A 17,089-nucleotide genomic window follows, 5' to 3' on the forward strand; every position below is an offset into this window, starting at 1 on the left:
GGGTGGCGGCCATGTCTGCCGCCTGAAACGTGGTTCCTGTGGAGCCCACGTAATGGCAACAAGATGAGTTTAAATAGAGAGTGTGAATACAATGCGATTGTTATCCGTTCATCCGCAAATTTCTTCCTGCAAGGACTGTGCGGCATTCTGCGAAGAGTTTGCAATTGGTGGTCAAGACCTGATTCTTACCAGCCGGCACACGTTTGAACACTATCTGCAAGGAAAAACCGGAGAAGCACATGTTGTGTTTCTGCGGGATTTTGGGCAGGGCGAGCCGTCAGATGAGATGGTGGATAAGCTGGTCGCGCATGTGCAGGGGCTCAATTACCGCCGCATCGTGGGTATTGGCGGCGGGAGTATCTTGGATGTATCCAAGTTGTTTGCGCTCCGGCAGGTTGCCCCGGCCTGCGATCTGTTTGAGAAAAAGTTTGAACCTGTCAAGGCGAACGAATTGATTTTGATACCCACTACCTGTGGCACAGGGAGCGAGGTTACCAACATTTCCATTTTAGAACTCAAACAGCGAAATACCAAATTAGGACTGGCGGTTGATGCCATCTACGCAGATCATGCGGTGCTGGTGCCGGAATTGTTGCAGGGTCTGCCGTTCCGTTTTTTTGCAACCAGCTCGATCGATGCGTTTATCCACGCAATCGAATCATATCTCTCTCCCAGGGCTAACCGCATGACGCGGCTGTTCTCGTGCGAAGCGATGCGGCTCATTGTCGAAGGCTACCGGTTCATTTGTGCACACGGGGAGGATTCCCGACAGGAATTGCTTGAAGATTTCCTCTATGCGAGCCTGTATGCAGGCATTGCGTTCGGTAACGCCGGAACCGGTACTGTGCATGCTATGAGCTACCCGTTTGGCGCAGCGTTTCATGTGCCGCATGGGGAGGCTAATTATATCTTTTTGTCTGCCGTGATGCATGTGTACCAGCAGAAAAATGCGCACGGCACTATCCGGGAGTTGAACCTGTTTTTAAAGGACTTGCTGGACTGCGAGGCCGATGCTGTCTATGACGCGCTGGAAGCCCTGTTCACACAGATTCTTCCCAAAAAGCCGTTGCATGCATATGGCACAACGCTTGAACAGCTGGAAATATTCACAGATAACGTCATGGAAAAGCAGGGCCGTCTAATGGCAAACGCCTATGTGCCGATGGATCGTTCATCAATTTACAGCATTTACAAAACGGTCTTTTGAAATCCACGCAGTGAAAGTACCGGCAATCGACCGTTTGCTGATGCAAAAAGACGGGCTGGTCGGGTTGTGCCGGCACTTTTCATCCATTATAATAAAAAAGAATATCATATTGCAGCATGTCTCCACTGAGACGGGGACATGCATCAAAAGGAAGGGTGTTCATGCATCTGCTGCCGAAGGAAACCGAAAAACTCCTGCTGCATTTTGCGGGCAGGCTGGCAAAAGAACGGAAAGAACGCGGGCTGAAACTCAATTATCCTGAGGCAGTCGCGCTCATTAGCGCCGATTTGATGGAACTGGCACGGGATGGCCGGACGGTTGCGGAAATTATGCACGCCGGTCAGCATATTCTCACGGTGAACGACGTGATGGATGGCGTAGCGGAAATGGTGCAGGAAGTCCAGATTGAAGCTACATTTCCGGACGGCACCAAGCTGGTCACCGTCCATGACCCGATACGATAAAGCGGAGGAGGTCTGTGCATGAAACCGGGTGAAATTATCCCTGCGCAGGGCAACATCGTGTTGAACGAGGGGCGTCCTGTTTGCACCGTGTGCGTGATGAATACGGGGGATCGGCCGATTCAGGTCGGTTCTCATTACCATTTTTTTGAGGTCAACAAGGCATTGGACTTTGACCGGCGGCAGGCGTTTGGTTTTCGGTTGGACATTCCGTCCGGCACGGCCGTGCGTTTTGAACCGGGAGAGGAAAAAACAGTGCGGTTGGTGGCAATCGGCGGCAAGCGGCGCGGATTCGGACTGAACGGGCTGACCGATGGTGCACTGGATGACGATGCGGTGCGGCAGGCCGCTTTGGAACGTGCCGCAAAACAGGGGTTTAAGGGGGCGGCAAGATGAGCCATTCTCTCACAAGGGAACAATATGCCGGGATGTACGGGCCCACAACGGGCGATTTGGTGCGTCTGGCGGATACCGACCTGTTTGCCAAAGTAGAGAAAGACTGCACGGTTTACGGGGATGAGGCCAAATTCGGCGGCGGCAAATCACTGCGCGACGGCATGGGACAGTCCTGTTCCGCAACGGATGTCCCCGACCTCATCATCACCAACGCGCTGATTCTGGATGTTACCGGTATTTACAAGGCGGATATCGGTATAAAAGACGGGTATATCTGTGCCATCGGTAAGGCGGGCAATCCCGATGTGATGGACGGTGTGACCCCCGGCTTGACGTTCGGCGCGTCCACCGAGGCGCTTGCGGGCGAGGGTTTAATCGTGACCGCGGGCGGCATGGATTCCCACATCCATTTTATAAGTCCACAGCAGATCGACACCGCGCTGTACAGCGGTGTGACGACCATGTTCGGCGGCGGAACCGGTCCGGCGGACGGGACGAATGCAACCACCTGTACGCCCGGCGCGTGGAGCATGGCAAAAATGCTGGAAGCGGCGGAAGCTTTCCCAATGAATCTCGGTTTTTTGGGCAAAGGCAATTCTGCCGACCCAGTCACGCTGCGCCCACAGATTGCGGCAGGCGCGGTGGGGCTGAAACTGCATGAGGACTGGGGCAGTACGCCTGCCGCTATCGACGCCTGCCTGTGGGTTGCCGATGAGTTGGACGTGCAGGTCGCCATCCACACCGATACGCTCAACGAAGCCGGGTTTGTAGAAGACACCATGCGCGCCATTGCGGGGCGCACCATTCACACGTTCCACACGGAAGGTGCGGGCGGCGGTCATGCACCGGATATCATCCGCGCCGCGTCGTTTCCCAATGTCCTGCCGTCCTCGACCAATCCTACCATGCCGTTCACACGCAACACCTTGGATGAGCATCTGGATATGCTGATGGTCTGCCACCATTTGGACCGCAATGTCCCGGAGGACGTGGCATTTGCCGATTCCCGTATTCGGCCCGAAACCATCGCTGCTGAAGATGTCCTGCACGATCTGGGCATTTTCAGCATGATGAGTTCCGATTCACAGGCGATGGGGCGCGTAGGCGAGGTGATTCTGCGCACGTGGCAGACGGCGGACAAAATGAAAAAACAGCGTGGGCGGCTCCCGGGCGATACCGATTGCGACAACAACCGTATCAAACGATTCGTGGCCAAATATACCATCAACCCGGCGATTGCACACGGCATTGCCGATGTGGTAGGTTCGGTGGAGGTCGGCAAATTTGCCGACCTGGTGCTTTGGAAACCGGCGTTTTTCGGTGTCAAACCGGAAATGGTACTCAAAGGCGGGTTTATCGCCGCTTCGCGGATGGGCGATGCCAATGCGTCCATCCCCACGCCGCAGCCGGTACTGTATCGGCATATGTTCGGCGGGTTCGGACGTGCACTGTCCAAGACCAGCATCACGTTTTTGTCACAGGCGGCAGTGGACGGCGGCGTACCGGAACGGCTTGGCCTGCAAAAGCTGGTACGGCCGGTGCATGGCTGCCGGACAGTTGGCAAGAGCGACATGCGGTTTAATGACCGAATGGGCGATATTCAGGTAGATCCGGAAACCTATACGGTAACGGTGGACGGTGAAAAAATCACCTGCGAAGCAGCGGCGGAACTGCCGCTCGCACAGCGGTATTTTCTGTTTTAGCTCAAGAAAGCCGGCAGTATAAGCTGCTATTTTATCATGCAATAAAAAACGGGGTGGTAGAATGCTCTCTAATGGAGTAATCGGCAATATGCAGACCTTTGATGTGCAGGGGCGCACATTGGATCATGTGCAGGTTGAGTGGTTTGATGCCGAAAAACAGATCATTAAACTGACGTCTACGGGTGGATGTGAATTGGGTGTGCGGCAGCCGCACGGTGCGCGGATACAGGACGGCGATGTGCTGTACGCAGACGACGCAATGGTGATTGCTGCGCATATCAAGCCCTGCGTATTGCTGCGTGTGCGTTTGACCGACGTGGAGCAGGCGGCAAGAGTGGGGTATGAATTGGGCAACCGCCATCTGCCGGTTGTGGTGGCGAATGGAGTGCTGGAAGTGCCGTACGATGAACCGACCGCGCAGTATTTGGAAAAGCGCGGATTTACAGCCGAACGGGTGGAGGGCATTTTCCACGGTTCAGCAATTGCACATCATCACCACCATCACGAGAAATAAACACACCGTGGGAGCGCAATCCTTTATTAAACGAACAGGAAGAAACCGATGGCCATTACCCAGTCATTCATGAAACTGCTGCAAATCTGTGATGCGTTTTTTCCAGTGGGGGCGTTTACGCTTTCCAATGGTCTGGAAACCTATGTCCAGTATGATCTGGTGCGTAAGCCCACTGACTTGGAGGCTTATTTAAGCGCGTTCCTGCGGTTTGAAACATATAACGATTTAGCGCTTGCCGCACATGCGTGGGCACATGCCGACGAGCGGGAAGCCTTGCTGCGGTTGGACGCACTTTCCGCCGCATCCAAGTTGCCCAAAGAGATTCGCGAAGGTGCGCGTCGGATGTGTATGCGTTTCACCAAAGTGGCCCGGCAGATGGGTGTGGATTGTTTGGAGCCGTACACATCGTGGATCAAAAACGGGGAAGCTTTCGGGCAGTATGCGGTGGCGTTTGGTATCTACACCCGCGCCCAGGGGGTGGAACAGGGTGACGCTGTCGCACTGCTTGGCTATAACTTTGTGTCGGCGGCAGTGAACAATTGCGTCAAACTGGTGCCGCTGGGGCAGCAGGATGGGCAGCGCATCCTGCACCAATCGCTGGACGCGGTGTTTGCGGCGGCAGAAACGGCTTTGACGGTAGAAGAAAACGATATCGGCCTGGCACTGCCGGGCTTTGACGTGCGCGCCATGCAGCACGAGCATTTGTATACCAGGCAGTATATGTCCTGAAGATACAAACGGGCGGATGCTGCGCATGGTGTAGAAAGGGAGGAATCTGCATGTCCTATGTACGCATTGGGGTTGGGGGGCCGGTGGGCTCTGGAAAAACCGCGCTGATCGAGCGGCTGACACGCAAAATGCATACCCAATACAGCATTTGCGTAGTCACCAATGATATCTATACCAAGGAGGACGCCGAGTTCCTTATTCAAAACAGTGCGCTTCCCGCGGAACGTATTGCGGGGGTGGAAACCGGCGGATGCCCACATACAGCCATCCGTGAGGACTGCTCTATGAATCTGGAAGCGGTAGAGAAAATGGCGGAGGATTTTCCGGATGCGGAGATTGTTTTCATTGAGAGCGGCGGCGATAACCTGTCCGCGACGTTCAGCCCGGAACTGGCAGACGCGACCATCTACGTGATCGACGTGGCTCAGGGCGACAAAATTCCCCGCAAAGGCGGCCCGGGGGTGACACGCTCGGACTTGCTGGTTATCAACAAAACCGATTTGGCTCCGCATGTGGGCGCCAGTCTGGCGGTGATGGCGCGCGATGCAAAGCGGATGCGCGGCGACCGGCCGTTTTTGTTTACCAATCTGATGGATAGCAGCGGTGTAGACGATGTCATCGACTGGATACGAAAAGATGTACTGCTGGAGGGGCTTGCCTGATATGAATGGCAGTTCCGGCACGCTGTGTGTGCGCACCTGCCTGCGCGGCGGCAAGACAGTCTTGGATGACTGCTTTTTTACACCCCCGTATAAAGTAGCGCATCCGTTTCCGGAGTCGGGCGGCGGCATTCGGGTTATGGTAATGTCCGCCTCTGCGGGAACGCTGGAGGGCGACCGGTATGCGGAGACTTTTTTTGTAGGGGAAGGTTCCCGCTTGACGGTGACGGGACAATCCTATACCAAGCTGTTCAAAATGGGGCAGGGACACGCCGAACGGCGCACGCGCATGACAATTGAGCGGGACGCCGTGCTGCGGTATTTGCCGCCGCCTGTTCTTCCATTTGGAGGAAGCCGCTATCGGGCGGAGACGGTGGTGGATGTACAGCAAGGCGGTTCTCTGATTTATAGGGATATCCTGTCCTGTGGCAGGGCCGGAATGGGGGAGGTGTTCCGCTTTGCGGAATACCGTGCGGCGCTCACGATTTACTATGCCGGCCGTCCGGTACTGCGAGAGCGCATGCGCCTGTGTCCGGCGGAGCAGCCTTTGTCAGCTATCGGTTACTATGAGGGATATACCCATCAGGCGACGCTGTTTTTCCTTGGGGGTGCGGTTCCGTCCGCCGAGCGGCTTTATACCATGCTGGAATCGGTTGCTGATGCAGCTGCAGGCGTGACGGAGACATTGGAAGGCGGGCGACTGGTGCGGATACTGGGCAGGAGTGCAGGGCAATTGGAGCAGCTGTGCGATGCGCTGATGTCGTGATGCACGCGCTCTCTTTTACGGACGGATGGAGAGGTCTTCTCCCGGTGCAGGCGGCTTTCCGGCGGCAGGCAGCCGCATAAAAAAGGACGCGCCGCGATCGACTTCTCCAGTCATCCAGACAGTTCCGCCATGGCGCTGGGCAATGCGCTGGACAATGGCCAACCCCGCACCCGTACCCTCAAATTCGCTTTGTGCGTGCAGACGTTGAAATACTTTGAATAGTTTGGATGCATAACGCATGTCAAATCCGGCACCGTTATCCCGAACCTCGATGGTGACGAAACCGCTGTCTTCCGTGCCCGTCACGGCGATGGCGGCTTTTTTGCGTTGGCGGGTGTATTTGATTGCATTTGCCAGCACATTGGTGACTAACAGCCGCAACATAATCCGATCGGCTAATACCGGCGGCAGCGAATCCACGCAAAATTCGACCGAGCGCGGGGGCTGAAGCCGCATCAATTCCTGATAGACTTCTTCAAAAACCGGCGCGAGCGCAAGTGGTTCTTTATGCAGGCTCATCCCACTCAGGGAGGAAAACTCCAGCAGCCGGTTGACCATGGCAACCATTTCAGCCGATTTTCCATGGATTAGTCCGACCAGCTCCTGCCCATCATCATCCAGTTTGTCCGCATAATCTTCCGCCAGATAATCCGTGAGTTTCTGCATGGAGAGCAGAGGCGCCTTCAAGTCATGTGCCACCGTGTAACTGAAACTGTCCAGTGAATCATAAGCGGCCTCGAGCGCCGCGGCCTGTCGGTGGAGGTGGATGTGGGCGCGTGTTCTCGCCAGCAGTTCCGATGGCTTAAACGGTTTGGTCACATAGTCTTGCGCGCCCAGCTCAAACGCTTTGCGCACACTGGACTCATCGTCGACTGCGGTGAAGAAGATGATAGGAGTACCGGCGATTTCCGGGTCGGAGCGAATGCGGCGGCAGACTTCAAACCCATCCATTCCCGGCATGAAGACATCCAGCAGGATGAGGTCGGGCGCTTTTTTGTGCAAAAGGGCGAGCGCGCGAGTCCCGTTAGGCGCGACCCGTGTACGGAACCCATTGTTACGCAGCACATGCGCGACAGCTTCGATATGTTCAGGTGAATCATCCACGATCAGGATGTCGGCTTGCGGTTCATTTTCCATGGAGATTCTCCTTAAAATTTGCATACGATTTGGTACGCACATCCATTTTAAAAAGGCGGCGTGTGTAAAATGCGGGGGCATCAGGCAACAGCCATCACATATTTCGTTTGCATTTACAGAAATGCTTCTGTATAATAACGATATACTTTAAGGTGCGGCGTTTAACGCGCATTTGGGCGGCATATTTGGGCAAAGAAAACAGCGGCACCTTTACGATGAGCCGCTTGTTTCTTTATTATACCCCAATACAATTCATATTTCAATGCAATGGGGCATCTTCATTTGGAGGTGTATTTTTTTATGCTTAAACGGTTCAAACAACATCTATCGGCACACGGAATCCGCCAATCCACCATCAATTGGTGGATTTTGCTGGTGTTCGTGGGCATTGCGCTGCTGCTGGTCGGGGACGGGATTTATATGAATCAGAGTGTCCTGGCGGAACAGCAGGCGGAAACCCGTCGCGCACAGTTTAAACAGATGGGGGAAAGCCTGGACACTGCTTCGGATTACCTGACGGACGAAGCACGCAAATTCGCCATAACCGGCAACGTGCAGCACATGACGAATTATTGGACGGAAATCAATGTCACCCGCACACGGGATATTGTCATTGAGAAGTTGAAAAAGAGCGACCCCTCGCCTGTAGAACGGAATCTTCTGGCTGAGGCCAAACAGCATTCTGATGATCTTGTGGAGACTGAAAGGCACTCCATGCGTCTGGTGCTGGAGAGCATGAATGTAAAAACGATCACCCAGCCGGAAGTGGCAAGTTATGTGCTTCCACCCGCCGATGAGGCGCTTTCCCCCGCACAGAAGATGGAAAAGGCACGGACCATCATGTTTGATGACCAATATGACCTTGCCAAGAAAAATATCACGTCTCCTATTGCCCGGTTTCAGACCGTGATGAACGCAAGGCTCAACACGGAAATGCGTGACGCACAGATGCGGACAGGCCGTGCCGCCGCCGTGCAAATGGTGCTGTCGGTGATTATTTTGGTGGCGATTGCCTGCATTCTGTATTTGTTTTTCCGACTGGTGACCAAACCGATACAGGAATATGCACACCGCCTGCACGCGCTTGATCTGAACAGCAATGGTTTTTATCTCTCACCGCACGGCACAATGGAAATCCGTATGCTGGCGCAGAATTTCAATGCGCTGTACCATTCGTTTCAAAACGAATTGGGGCTGCGCCGTCATGCCGAGCAGACCATGCGTGCCGCTAAAGAGGAAGCGGAGCGCGCCAACCATGCCAAAAGTGAGTTTTTGGCCAACATGAGCCATGAGATCCGAACGCCAATCAACGCAATCATCGGTTATGGCGGTATGTTGGAACACACCGCTCTGGCGCAGAAGCAGGAGCGCTATGTTTCCCGCATCAATACCTCGGCTAAAAATCTGCTTTCTATTGTGAGTGATATTTTAGATTTTACCAAAATAGAGGCGGGAAAGTTATCCATGGAGTGCATCCCCTTTGGTTTGAGAACCGTGTTGGAAGATATCTGTGCTATGCTGGAGGTCGAGGCGATGCGGAAGGGGCTGGCTTTGGGCTTGTACATAGCGGATAATGTACCGTCGTATGTATATGGCGACCCGACGCGTGTGCGTCAAGTCGTGCTTAACCTGACAGCCAACGCCGTGAAATTTACAGCCAAAGGCCGTGTAGACATCCACGTATATGGTACAGAAAAACCGGACATGCTTTGCTTTCGCGTGACAGATACAGGCATTGGCATCTCGGCGGAAGAACAAAAGCGGATCTTTCAGGCATTTACTCAAGCGGATGCTTCTACCACGCGAAAATACGGCGGGACAGGGCTGGGTTTAGCAATTAGCCGCCGTATTGCGGCAAACATGGAAGGAGAGATTACGGTAGAGAGCGAGCGGGGAAAAGGCTCTTCTTTTTTCTTTACAGCGTGTTTACCCGCATCCTCCGCGCCGGTTCAGGCCGAAGAATCCACACAGGGGCTTTCTGTACTGAATGACAAGCGCGTTTTGATCGTGGAGGATAATGCGATCAACCGGGAAATGACGACGGAAATCCTTTCCAATATGGGCATGATGGTAGAAACTGCTGACGGCGGAGCCGCCGCTGTAAAAAAGGCGCTGCAAACCGCTTATGATGTGGTGCTGACCGATATCCGTATGCCGGAAATGGACGGCTATGAGGTGGCGCGGCGTATCCGCGCGGCGGGTCTGGATATACGTATTGTGGCGTTGTCCGCAGACGCGGTAGATGAGGTCGCCGTGCGTGCCAGAGCCGCGGGTATGGACGACTGCCTGACCAAGCCGTTGGACGCACAGAAGCTTGCACGGGTGTTGGCCGGCTATTTCTCGGCGGAGGTGCAACCTGCGCTTGAAAAAGCGCCAGACGATGCCGTACATGGTGAGGATATTCTAAACGTAGACGGCGCAGTGCGTCGACTGGGCGGAGACAGGTCACATTACCGGGATATCCTGCGCAAATTTATGGCACATTATGCCGATGGAGAGGAACGTCTGCGGGCGTCGGAAACCGGCGGTAATCGTGCGCTTGCTCACGATATAAAGGGGACTGCGGGCTACATCGGCGCGGACAAACTGGCGCAGGCGGCTAAAGACTACCTAAAAGCTGTGGATGCGGGGATGCAGGTTTCTCCGGACGCGCTATGTGCCTCTCTGCGGCAGGCAAAAGAGCAGGCGGAGCACTGGCTGGCGCAATCTCCGTTGCAGGAGGAAGTACCGTCGGCGCCGACAGATGCCGAACTACCGGCCCCATTGTTTGATCTGCTGGATGCGGGAGATATGGAAGCGTTGGCACTTTGCCGCTCGTATCGCGGAGCGCTGTCCAAATGCCTTGGAGACCAAATGGAAACATTTGAAAAGGCGCTGGAGGCATACCGGTTTGACGAAGCGGCAGAATTACTGCGGGGCAAAAGGCAGGAGGGGTAAACACCGTGTATAAGGTGATGCTGGTGGATGACGACCGTGCTATGCTCTATATGCTGCGGCGCTATAAAGGGTGGAAAAAACAAGGTTTTAGCATTGTGGGGCAGGCGGAGGACGGGCGTGAAGCGCTGCGTCTTTTAAAAAACGACACAGTGGATTTGCTGCTGTCCGATATTAAGATGCCGGGGATGGACGGCATAGAATTGGTGCAGGAGGTTGCAAAGCAGAAACTGGGATGCACCGTGGTATTTTTAAGTACCGTTGGGGATTTTCCCCACGCACAGGAGGCAATTCGGCTGGGGGCGTTTGATTATTTGCTCAAGCCGCTGGATGAGACGGCGATGGATGAATTGCTTGCCCGTGTGCAGGCGCACTTGGAGGAACGTACGCAGGCAGAAAGCCGTAAAATACAAGCGGCTGATATCTTAACATTGTATGTCCCGCAGGAGGAAGTGCGGGAACTGTCCGCCGCATTATTGGAAAACAGAAACGAGGATGCCGCCCGTGCGGTAGAACGCGCATTCCATGAAGCATATTCGGCTTTCGGCGGTTCGGATGTAAAGACAAGCGGACTGTTGGAACTGGTGCTCAGTCAAACGGCTGCGCGGGTGTTGTCGGCCAGCTCGTTTGTTGCTACGGTGGAAGATGTCCATTTTGCGGGTCTGTTCCGTGTTGGCATGGGGGAGGAGGAGGCCAAAGCACTGTTTCTTGATCAGATTGTTCGCCTGTCCGATTTGGTCCGTAAGTATGAGTTGGGATGCTCAGAAAGCACCGTGCGCAAAATATGCGCCTACGTGCTCGATCATGCAGAGCAGACACTCACCTTGCAAATGGTGGCGGAAGTGGTACATTTGCGGCCGGATTATGTGGGAAAATTATTTTATCGCAAGACCGGACGGCATTTTAGCGCGTTTGTCACCGCAGTTAAATTAGAGCAGGCCAAATACCTGCTGCGCTCGGACGATTATAAGAACTACGAATTGAGTGAAAAGCTGGGGTACGCGGATACGGATTACTTCTGTCGAATCTTTAAGGAGTACACCGGGTTGACGCCGGTGCAATATCGCAATATGCATGTAAATGTATGAATGATATGTGCGCGGTTTATGCAATTTTTAAATAAAAAGTTGTAATATAATGGGTTTTTGCAGAATTGTATGGGTATGACCCGCAATTCTGCTTTTTTTTCTGGCAAAATGGCGGATTTGTCCGGGTTACATTTACACGGCATTCCTGTATAGTAAAAGAACACAAGGGCGCGGTAGACAGTCGGCAGACATGAAAACCGCACGGATATGTAGCAGCGATGCAAAGGCGCATACGCACAGAAGTCCCATTATAGGGGCTGGTGCGGATGCGCCTTTTTTCTGTTTTTAGGGTATACCGCTGCGCGAGGTCTACGCGCCCCCATTGCAATGAGAGGGAGAAACATTATGAAAGTAAACAAGGCACACCCTATGGCCAAGTTGACGGCGCTGTTGGTTATGGCCGGCGTACTGGTCATGTCGCTGGGAGGCTGCAGCGGCTCTGCTTTGGGCGGCGGTTCGTCCAGCGCGTCTTCGGCTGCGTCTACCCAATCCGGCAACACCATTAAAGTTGGCATTCTGCATTCTTTGAGTGGCACGATGGCAATCAGTGAGGTCTCGGTACGGGACGCGGAATTGATGGCAATCGATGAGATCAATGCAAAAGGCGGCGTGTTAGGCAAAAAAATCGTCCCCGTTGCAGAGGATGGCGCGTCTGATCCGCAAACGTTCGCGGAAAAAGCAAAAGAACTTTTGCAAAACGATAAAGTTGCCACGATTTTCGGCTGCTGGACATCCGCAAGCCGCAAGGCCGTGCTCCCGGTTGTGGAGCAGAACAACGGTCTGCTCTGGTATCCGGTTCAGTATGAGGGCATGGAATCCTCACCGAACATCTTTTACACCGGCGCGGCGCCAAATCAGCAGATCGTACCGGCTGTGGAATGGCTGCTGAAAAACAATAAAAAGAAATTCTTCCTGCTCGGCTCGGACTATGTGTTCCCCCGCACAGCCAACAAAATCATCAAGGCACAGCTTCAGGCTGAAGGCGGTACGGTCGTCGGTGAGGAATATACGCCGATGGGCAATACGGATTACAGCACCATCATCAACAAGATTAAAGCGGCAAAACCGGACGTTGTATTCAACACCCTCAACGGTGACAGCAACGTCGCCTTTTTCAAACAGCTGCATGATGCGGGTATTTCCGCTGCCGATATGCCCACGCTTTCTGTGAGCATCGCGGAAGAAGAAGTCAAAGGTATCGGTGCTTCCAACATGGCCGGTCAATATGTCTCGTGGAACTACTATCAAACCACTGACACACCGGAAAACGCAACGTTTGTCAAGGACTACAAAGCGAAATACGGTGCCAACCGCGTGACCGATGACCCGATTGAGGCCGGTTATGATGCAGTATACCTCTGGTCGAAAGCAGTGGAAAAAGCAGGTTCCACCGACGTTGCCAAAGTAAAGGCGGCGGCAAAGGGACTGCAATTCCAAGCGCCGGAAGGCACAATCACCATTGATGGCGACAACCAACATATTTCCAAGACAGTGCGCGTCGGTCAGGTGCAGGACGACGGTTCTATCAAGGAAGTTTGGAGCACACCGTCTCCGGTTACCCCAGATCCTTATTTGAAAACATATGCATGGGCAAAAGGCTTGAGCTGAACATAGACAACGGAGGTGCTGCCATGCGGCAGTACCGTTACCAAACAGTGGAACCGACAAAAACTTGCCGGCTCCACTGCGGGAATGCTCTTCCATTTTATTGGGAGAGTGTTCCCGCAATGGAGGATGGCGAAAGGGTGGTTGATTCATGGGAACTTATGTTACACAGATTTTTAACGGTATCAGTGTCAGCTCCATTTATCTGATGGCAGCCCTTGGTCTTGCCATTACGTTCGGGCTGATGAAAGTTATCAACATGGCGCATGGTGAGTTTATCATGGTGGGCGCTTATGTAACTTTTTTGGTACAAAATATCTTTTTGCGCTTTTGGAGCGGTGCATTTTCTATTTATTTTTTGGTAGCCATCCCGATTGCGTTTGTGGTGGCGGGGCTTTTCGGCTTGGTATTGGAGATCCTTGTCATCCGTCATTTGTACGGAAGACCGCTGGACAGCCTGCTTGCAACCTGGGGAGTCAGCCTGGTTTTGCAGCAACTGGCGCGCAATATTTTCGGTGCGCCGAATGTGGATGTGCGCAGCCCTGGTTGGCTCAACGGCAGCGTCACGGTTTTTAATGGGTTCGTCATGCCGTACAAGCGGCTGTTCATCCTTTTGCTGGTCATTATTTGCCTTGCAGCTGTTTACCTGCTGCTTTATCACACGAGTTATGGCCGCCGCATCCGCGCCGTGATGCAGAACCGCGATATGGCGGCAAGCTTGGGTATTCCGGCGCGCAAGGTGGATGCCTACACGTTTGCCTTGGGCTCCGGTCTGGCGGGTATCGCCGGATGCGCATTGACATTGCTTGGTTCCATCGGCCCGACCCTTGGCACCAATTATATTGTGGATACATTTATGGTGGTTGTGCTCGGCGGTGTCGGGCGCTTGATCGGTACAGTAACGGGAGCCGGTATTATTGGTGTGGGCGGAACGGCCTTTGAGTTCCTGACCAATACATCTATGGCGAAAGTTTTAATATTCGCCGTGGTCATCGCCTTCCTGCAATGGAAGCCGAAAGGCCTGTTCACGATCAACAGCCGTGCGCTGGATGATTAAGCGGGAGGTGCGCAAATTGAAATCTTTACATCGGGTTATGGGCGAAAAACGGTTGCTGATCTTTTTTGTTGTCGCCCTGCTTTTAGCAGCCGCTCCTTTATTTTTAAATGGGTTTCGCGTCAATCTACTTGGCAAATTTATTGCGTATGCAATTCTTGCACTGGGGATTGACCTGATTTGGGGCTATACCGGTATCCTAAGTCTGGGGCATGGTGTGTATTTCGGCCTTGGCGCCTATTGTATGGCGATGTACCTCAAGCTGGAAACCTCCCACGGCAAACTGCCGGATTTTATGTCTTGGAGCGGGCTTACACATCTTCCATGGTTCTGGAAACCGTTTGTGAACGCCCCCTTTGCCATGGCGATGGTGATTGTTGTGCCAACGGTGCTGGCGTTCATCATTGGTTATCTGACGTTTAAAAACCGTATACAAGGCGTGTATTTTTCAATTCTATCGCAGGCGCTCGCCGTGATTTTCAGCGTGTTGTTTGTGGCGCAGCAGGCGTATACAGGCGGCACCAACGGCATCACCGATGCCAAAACGATTTTTGGACATCCGCTTGCGGACAACATGACAAAAGTCGGGCTTTATTATGTGGCGCTTATATTGCTGGTTGCGGCGTTTCTGTTTTGCCATATGCTTGTCAAACGACGCACGGGCCGTGTGCTGGTTGCCATCCGAGATGGTGAAAACCGCGTGCGGTATTCCGGTTATAATCCCACCAGCTATAAGGTAATGGTATATTGCATTTCCGCTCTGCTGGCGGGTGTGGCGGGCGCAATCTATTTCCCACAGGTCGGTATTATCTCCCCAACAGAAATGGGTATCACGCCGTCCATTGAAATGGTAATCTGGGTGGCGATCGGTGGCAAAGGCAGCCTGATTGGCGCTGTGATCGGTGCGATCCTTGTCAACACCCTCAAGAGCGGCATCAGTGACACATTCCCGGATGCATGGTCGTATTTTATTGGTTTTGCTTTTATCGCCGTGGTCCTGTTTATGCCGAACGGTCTTGCAGGATGGGTGAAAAAGCTCTTTGCCGGAAAGAAAACGGTATCCGGCAAAGCCGTGAAATCTTGACGGCGCATGGAAGGAGAACACCATGAGCGAAAGCATTTTGCAACTGGATGATATATCCGTTACTTTTGACAGATTTAAAGCCGTACAACATGTGAGCACCTCGGTGGAAAAAGGCGAACTGCGGTTTTTTATAGGTCCGAATGGCGCTGGTAAAACGACACTGCTGGATGTCATTTGCGGAAAAACAAAACCGGTCTCCGGGCGGGTGCTGTTTAAAGGCGAGAATATTCTGGGAAAACAAGAGTATGAAATTGTCAAAACCGGTATTGGACGCAAATTCCAAGTGCCGTCTGTCTTTGTCAGTCTGACGGTTTATCAGAATATGGAACTGGCGGTTGTGCACAGTAAATCGTTATTTGCTTCTGTTTTTAGTAAAATCACACGCGATGAGAAAGAGCACATCCGAACAGTGTTGGAAAAAACGGGGCTTTCCGGTTTGGAGCAGACGGTGGCGGGCACGCTCTCGCATGGACAGAAGCAATGGCTGGAAATTGCAATGCTGCTGGTAAACGGGCATGAACTTCTGCTAATGGACGAGCCGGTAGCCGGTATGGGTCGTACAGAGACGGAGATGACGGGCAATCTGCTCAGAGAGGTGTCCAAGACGTGCGCCGTGATTGTGGTTGAGCATGACATGGAGTTTGTCCGCAATTTTTCCAGCCGGGTGACCGTTTTGCACGAAGGGCAGGTTCTGTGTGAAGGGCCGATGGAAACGGTGCAGAGTGACCCGCGTGTCATTGAAGTTTATCTGGGACGGGGAAGTGAGGAGAAACATGCTGAAAATCCATGACCTGCACGCAGGCTACGGCGATGGGGAAGTGTTGACAGGGGTCGATCTGCAAGCGGAAAAGGGAAAGATTGTTTGCCTTTTGGGACGCAATGGTGTTGGTAAAACCACCTTACTGCGCAGCATCATGGGCTTGATCAAGGTGAGCCAAGGGCTTGTTTCGTTGGACGATACCAATCTCACAAAGCTGTCTACCTATCAGCGGGCAAGAGCCGGCATTGGGTATGTTCCACAAGGGCGTGATATTTTCCCGCAAATGACCGTAGAGGAAAACTTATTGCTGGGTTTGGAAGTGCGCGGCGGCAATGGAAAGATTGAGGATCGGATATTCGAGCTGTTTCCGGTTCTTAAAGCCATGCTCTCACGCAAAGGCGGCGATTTGAGCGGCGGTCAGCAGCAGCAGTTGGCGATTGCCCGTGCGCTGATGTCTCAACCCAGATTACTGATTTTGGATGAACCAACGGAAGGCATCCAGCCCTCAATCATTCAGGATATCGGCCGTGTCATTACAAGGCTAAAGAACGAAGGAGATATGATGATTTTTATCGTCGAGCAATACCTCGAATTTGTTCTTGAGATCGCTGATTATTGTTACGTGATGGAAAAAGGGAGCATTGTGCTCGATGGGCCGGTGGACCAAATCAATGTGAATGAAGTCAAAAAACACATTGCTATTTAGTAAGGTTTGTTTTTACGGATTTTTTGGTTGACTGGATTGAACAGAAAGAATCTTTTTGATGCCGCGCGGAACTTGCCGTGCGGCATTTTTGCGACATGGTTGCCAAAGCCATCCTGCCATAGGGTGGGATGAATGTATTCTTGCCGTGCACGCTGTGTTCCTGATTTTATTCCCGCCTTCTGGATTGGAGTTGCCGTTGTCGTATAAAAAATCTGCATGTTCAATGCGTTCTCATTGAACATGCAGATGGGGCTTATGCAGATAGTTTATTTATTATACAAGAAAA

The 17,089-nt window shown here is 53.0% G+C and carries 17 protein-coding genes; 15 read left to right on the top strand and 2 right to left on the bottom strand.

Annotated features, from left to right (window positions below):
- Positions 1-91 precede the first annotated feature (91 nt).
- The 8 genes from ABF463_RS04730 (at position 92) to ABF463_RS04765 (ending at position 6,435) form a co-directional block, all read left to right on the top strand.
- Positions 92-1,207, top strand: coding sequence for a 4-hydroxybutyrate dehydrogenase (locus ABF463_RS04730; RefSeq protein WP_415532407.1), 1,116 nt, complete (start codon positions 92-94; stop codon positions 1,205-1,207).
- 161 nt (positions 1,208-1,368) lie between these two features.
- On the top strand, positions 1,369-1,671 hold the full coding sequence (gene ureA / locus ABF463_RS04735) for an urease subunit gamma (RefSeq protein ID WP_415532408.1): 303 nt from the start codon (positions 1,369-1,371) through the stop codon (positions 1,669-1,671).
- An 18-nt stretch (positions 1,672-1,689) separates the two neighbouring features.
- Positions 1,690-2,064 (top strand): urease subunit beta, encoded by a 375-nt coding sequence (ureB, locus tag ABF463_RS04740; RefSeq protein WP_415532409.1) that lies wholly within the window; start codon positions 1,690-1,692, stop codon positions 2,062-2,064.
- Positions 2,061-3,767: an urease subunit alpha gene (gene ureC / locus ABF463_RS04745; protein WP_415532410.1), complete on the top strand. Its 1,707-nt coding sequence runs from the start codon at positions 2,061-2,063 to the stop codon at positions 3,765-3,767. The genes ureB and ureC overlap by 4 nt, the downstream gene beginning before the upstream one ends.
- Positions 3,768-3,828: 61 nt before the next feature.
- Positions 3,829-4,281 (top strand): urease accessory protein UreE, encoded by a 453-nt coding sequence (locus ABF463_RS04750; protein WP_415532411.1) that lies wholly within the window; start codon positions 3,829-3,831, stop codon positions 4,279-4,281.
- Positions 4,282-4,329: 48 nt separating this feature from the next.
- On the top strand, positions 4,330-5,010 hold the full coding sequence (locus tag ABF463_RS04755; RefSeq protein ID WP_415532412.1) for an urease accessory protein UreF: 681 nt from the start codon (positions 4,330-4,332) through the stop codon (positions 5,008-5,010).
- Positions 5,011-5,060: 50 nt separating this feature from the next.
- Positions 5,061-5,672, top strand: a complete 612-nt coding sequence (gene ureG, locus ABF463_RS04760) for an urease accessory protein UreG (RefSeq protein WP_415532413.1) — start codon at positions 5,061-5,063, stop codon at positions 5,670-5,672.
- A 1-nt stretch (position 5,673) separates the two neighbouring features.
- Complete coding sequence (locus tag ABF463_RS04765; RefSeq protein ID WP_415532414.1) at positions 5,674-6,435, top strand: urease accessory protein UreD; 762 nt, start codon at positions 5,674-5,676, stop codon at positions 6,433-6,435.
- A 15-nt stretch (positions 6,436-6,450) separates the two neighbouring features.
- Here the strand turns inward: ABF463_RS04765 and ABF463_RS04770 are convergent, their stop codons facing one another.
- On the bottom strand, positions 6,451-7,572 hold the full coding sequence (locus ABF463_RS04770) for a response regulator (protein ID WP_415532415.1): 1,122 nt from the start codon (positions 7,570-7,572) through the stop codon (positions 6,451-6,453).
- Between the two features lie 300 nt (positions 7,573-7,872).
- On the opposite strand from ABF463_RS04770, the gene ABF463_RS04775 reads away from it, so the two are divergent.
- The 7 genes from ABF463_RS04775 (at position 7,873) to urtE (ending at position 16,803) form a co-directional block, all read left to right on the top strand.
- A complete protein-coding gene (locus ABF463_RS04775; protein ID WP_415532416.1) occupies positions 7,873-10,509 on the top strand; it encodes an ATP-binding protein in 2,637 nt (878 codons plus the stop codon).
- 5 nt (positions 10,510-10,514) lie between these two features.
- A complete protein-coding gene (locus ABF463_RS04780) occupies positions 10,515-11,594 on the top strand; it encodes a response regulator transcription factor (protein ID WP_415532417.1) in 1,080 nt (359 codons plus the stop codon).
- 414 nt (positions 11,595-12,008) lie between these two features.
- Entirely contained in the window at positions 12,009-13,202 is a 1,194-nt protein-coding gene (urtA, locus tag ABF463_RS04785) for an urea ABC transporter substrate-binding protein (protein ID WP_415532426.1), read from the top strand.
- Between the two features lie 148 nt (positions 13,203-13,350).
- Complete coding sequence (gene urtB / locus ABF463_RS04790) at positions 13,351-14,256, top strand: urea ABC transporter permease subunit UrtB (protein ID WP_415532418.1); 906 nt, start codon at positions 13,351-13,353, stop codon at positions 14,254-14,256.
- On the top strand, positions 14,252-15,337 hold the full coding sequence (urtC, locus tag ABF463_RS04795; RefSeq protein ID WP_415532427.1) for an urea ABC transporter permease subunit UrtC: 1,086 nt from the start codon (positions 14,252-14,254) through the stop codon (positions 15,335-15,337). Before urtB ends, urtC begins: the two co-directional genes overlap by 5 nt.
- Positions 15,338-15,359: 22 nt before the next feature.
- Positions 15,360-16,127, top strand: a complete 768-nt coding sequence (gene urtD / locus ABF463_RS04800; protein WP_415532419.1) for an urea ABC transporter ATP-binding protein UrtD — start codon at positions 15,360-15,362, stop codon at positions 16,125-16,127.
- On the top strand, positions 16,111-16,803 hold the full coding sequence (urtE, locus tag ABF463_RS04805; RefSeq protein WP_415532420.1) for an urea ABC transporter ATP-binding subunit UrtE: 693 nt from the start codon (positions 16,111-16,113) through the stop codon (positions 16,801-16,803). The genes urtD and urtE overlap by 17 nt, the downstream gene beginning before the upstream one ends.
- Here the strand turns inward: urtE and ABF463_RS04810 are convergent.
- Complete coding sequence (locus tag ABF463_RS04810) at positions 16,800-17,027, bottom strand: hypothetical protein (protein WP_415532421.1); 228 nt, start codon at positions 17,025-17,027, stop codon at positions 16,800-16,802. The two genes, urtE and ABF463_RS04810, sit on opposite strands and share 4 nt — an antisense overlap.
- Positions 17,028-17,089 lie beyond the last annotated feature (62 nt).

The organism is Ethanoligenens sp., from assembly GCF_047718355.1.
In the GTDB taxonomy this organism is placed as follows: domain Bacteria; phylum Bacillota; class Clostridia; order Oscillospirales; family Ethanoligenentaceae; genus Ethanoligenens.

What these genes read in the sequence shown, in the direction of transcription:
- ureG (WP_415532413.1), top strand. Translation starts at nt 5,061, where the DNA reads ATGTCCTATGTACGCATTGGGGTTGGGGGGCCGGTGGGCTCTGGAAAA.
- ABF463_RS04770 (WP_415532415.1), bottom strand. Translation starts at nt 7,572, where the DNA reads ATGGAAAATGAACCGCAAGCCGACATCCTGATCGTGGATGATTCACCT.
- ABF463_RS04730 (WP_415532407.1), top strand. Translation starts at nt 92, where the DNA reads ATGCGATTGTTATCCGTTCATCCGCAAATTTCTTCCTGCAAGGACTGT.
- ABF463_RS04755 (WP_415532412.1), top strand. Translation starts at nt 4,330, where the DNA reads ATGGCCATTACCCAGTCATTCATGAAACTGCTGCAAATCTGTGATGCG.
- ureA (WP_415532408.1), top strand. Translation starts at nt 1,369, where the DNA reads ATGCATCTGCTGCCGAAGGAAACCGAAAAACTCCTGCTGCATTTTGCG.
- urtB (WP_415532418.1), top strand. Translation starts at nt 13,351, where the DNA reads ATGGGAACTTATGTTACACAGATTTTTAACGGTATCAGTGTCAGCTCC.
- ABF463_RS04775 (WP_415532416.1), top strand. Translation starts at nt 7,873, where the DNA reads ATGCTTAAACGGTTCAAACAACATCTATCGGCACACGGAATCCGCCAA.
- ABF463_RS04765 (WP_415532414.1), top strand. Translation starts at nt 5,674, where the DNA reads ATGAATGGCAGTTCCGGCACGCTGTGTGTGCGCACCTGCCTGCGCGGC.
- urtA (WP_415532426.1), top strand. Translation starts at nt 12,009, where the DNA reads ATGTCGCTGGGAGGCTGCAGCGGCTCTGCTTTGGGCGGCGGTTCGTCC.
- ureB (WP_415532409.1), top strand. Translation starts at nt 1,690, where the DNA reads ATGAAACCGGGTGAAATTATCCCTGCGCAGGGCAACATCGTGTTGAAC.
- urtE (WP_415532420.1), top strand. Translation starts at nt 16,111, where the DNA reads ATGCTGAAAATCCATGACCTGCACGCAGGCTACGGCGATGGGGAAGTG.
- urtD (WP_415532419.1), top strand. Translation starts at nt 15,360, where the DNA reads ATGAGCGAAAGCATTTTGCAACTGGATGATATATCCGTTACTTTTGAC.
- ureC (WP_415532410.1), top strand. Translation starts at nt 2,061, where the DNA reads ATGAGCCATTCTCTCACAAGGGAACAATATGCCGGGATGTACGGGCCC.
- ABF463_RS04750 (WP_415532411.1), top strand. Translation starts at nt 3,829, where the DNA reads ATGCTCTCTAATGGAGTAATCGGCAATATGCAGACCTTTGATGTGCAG.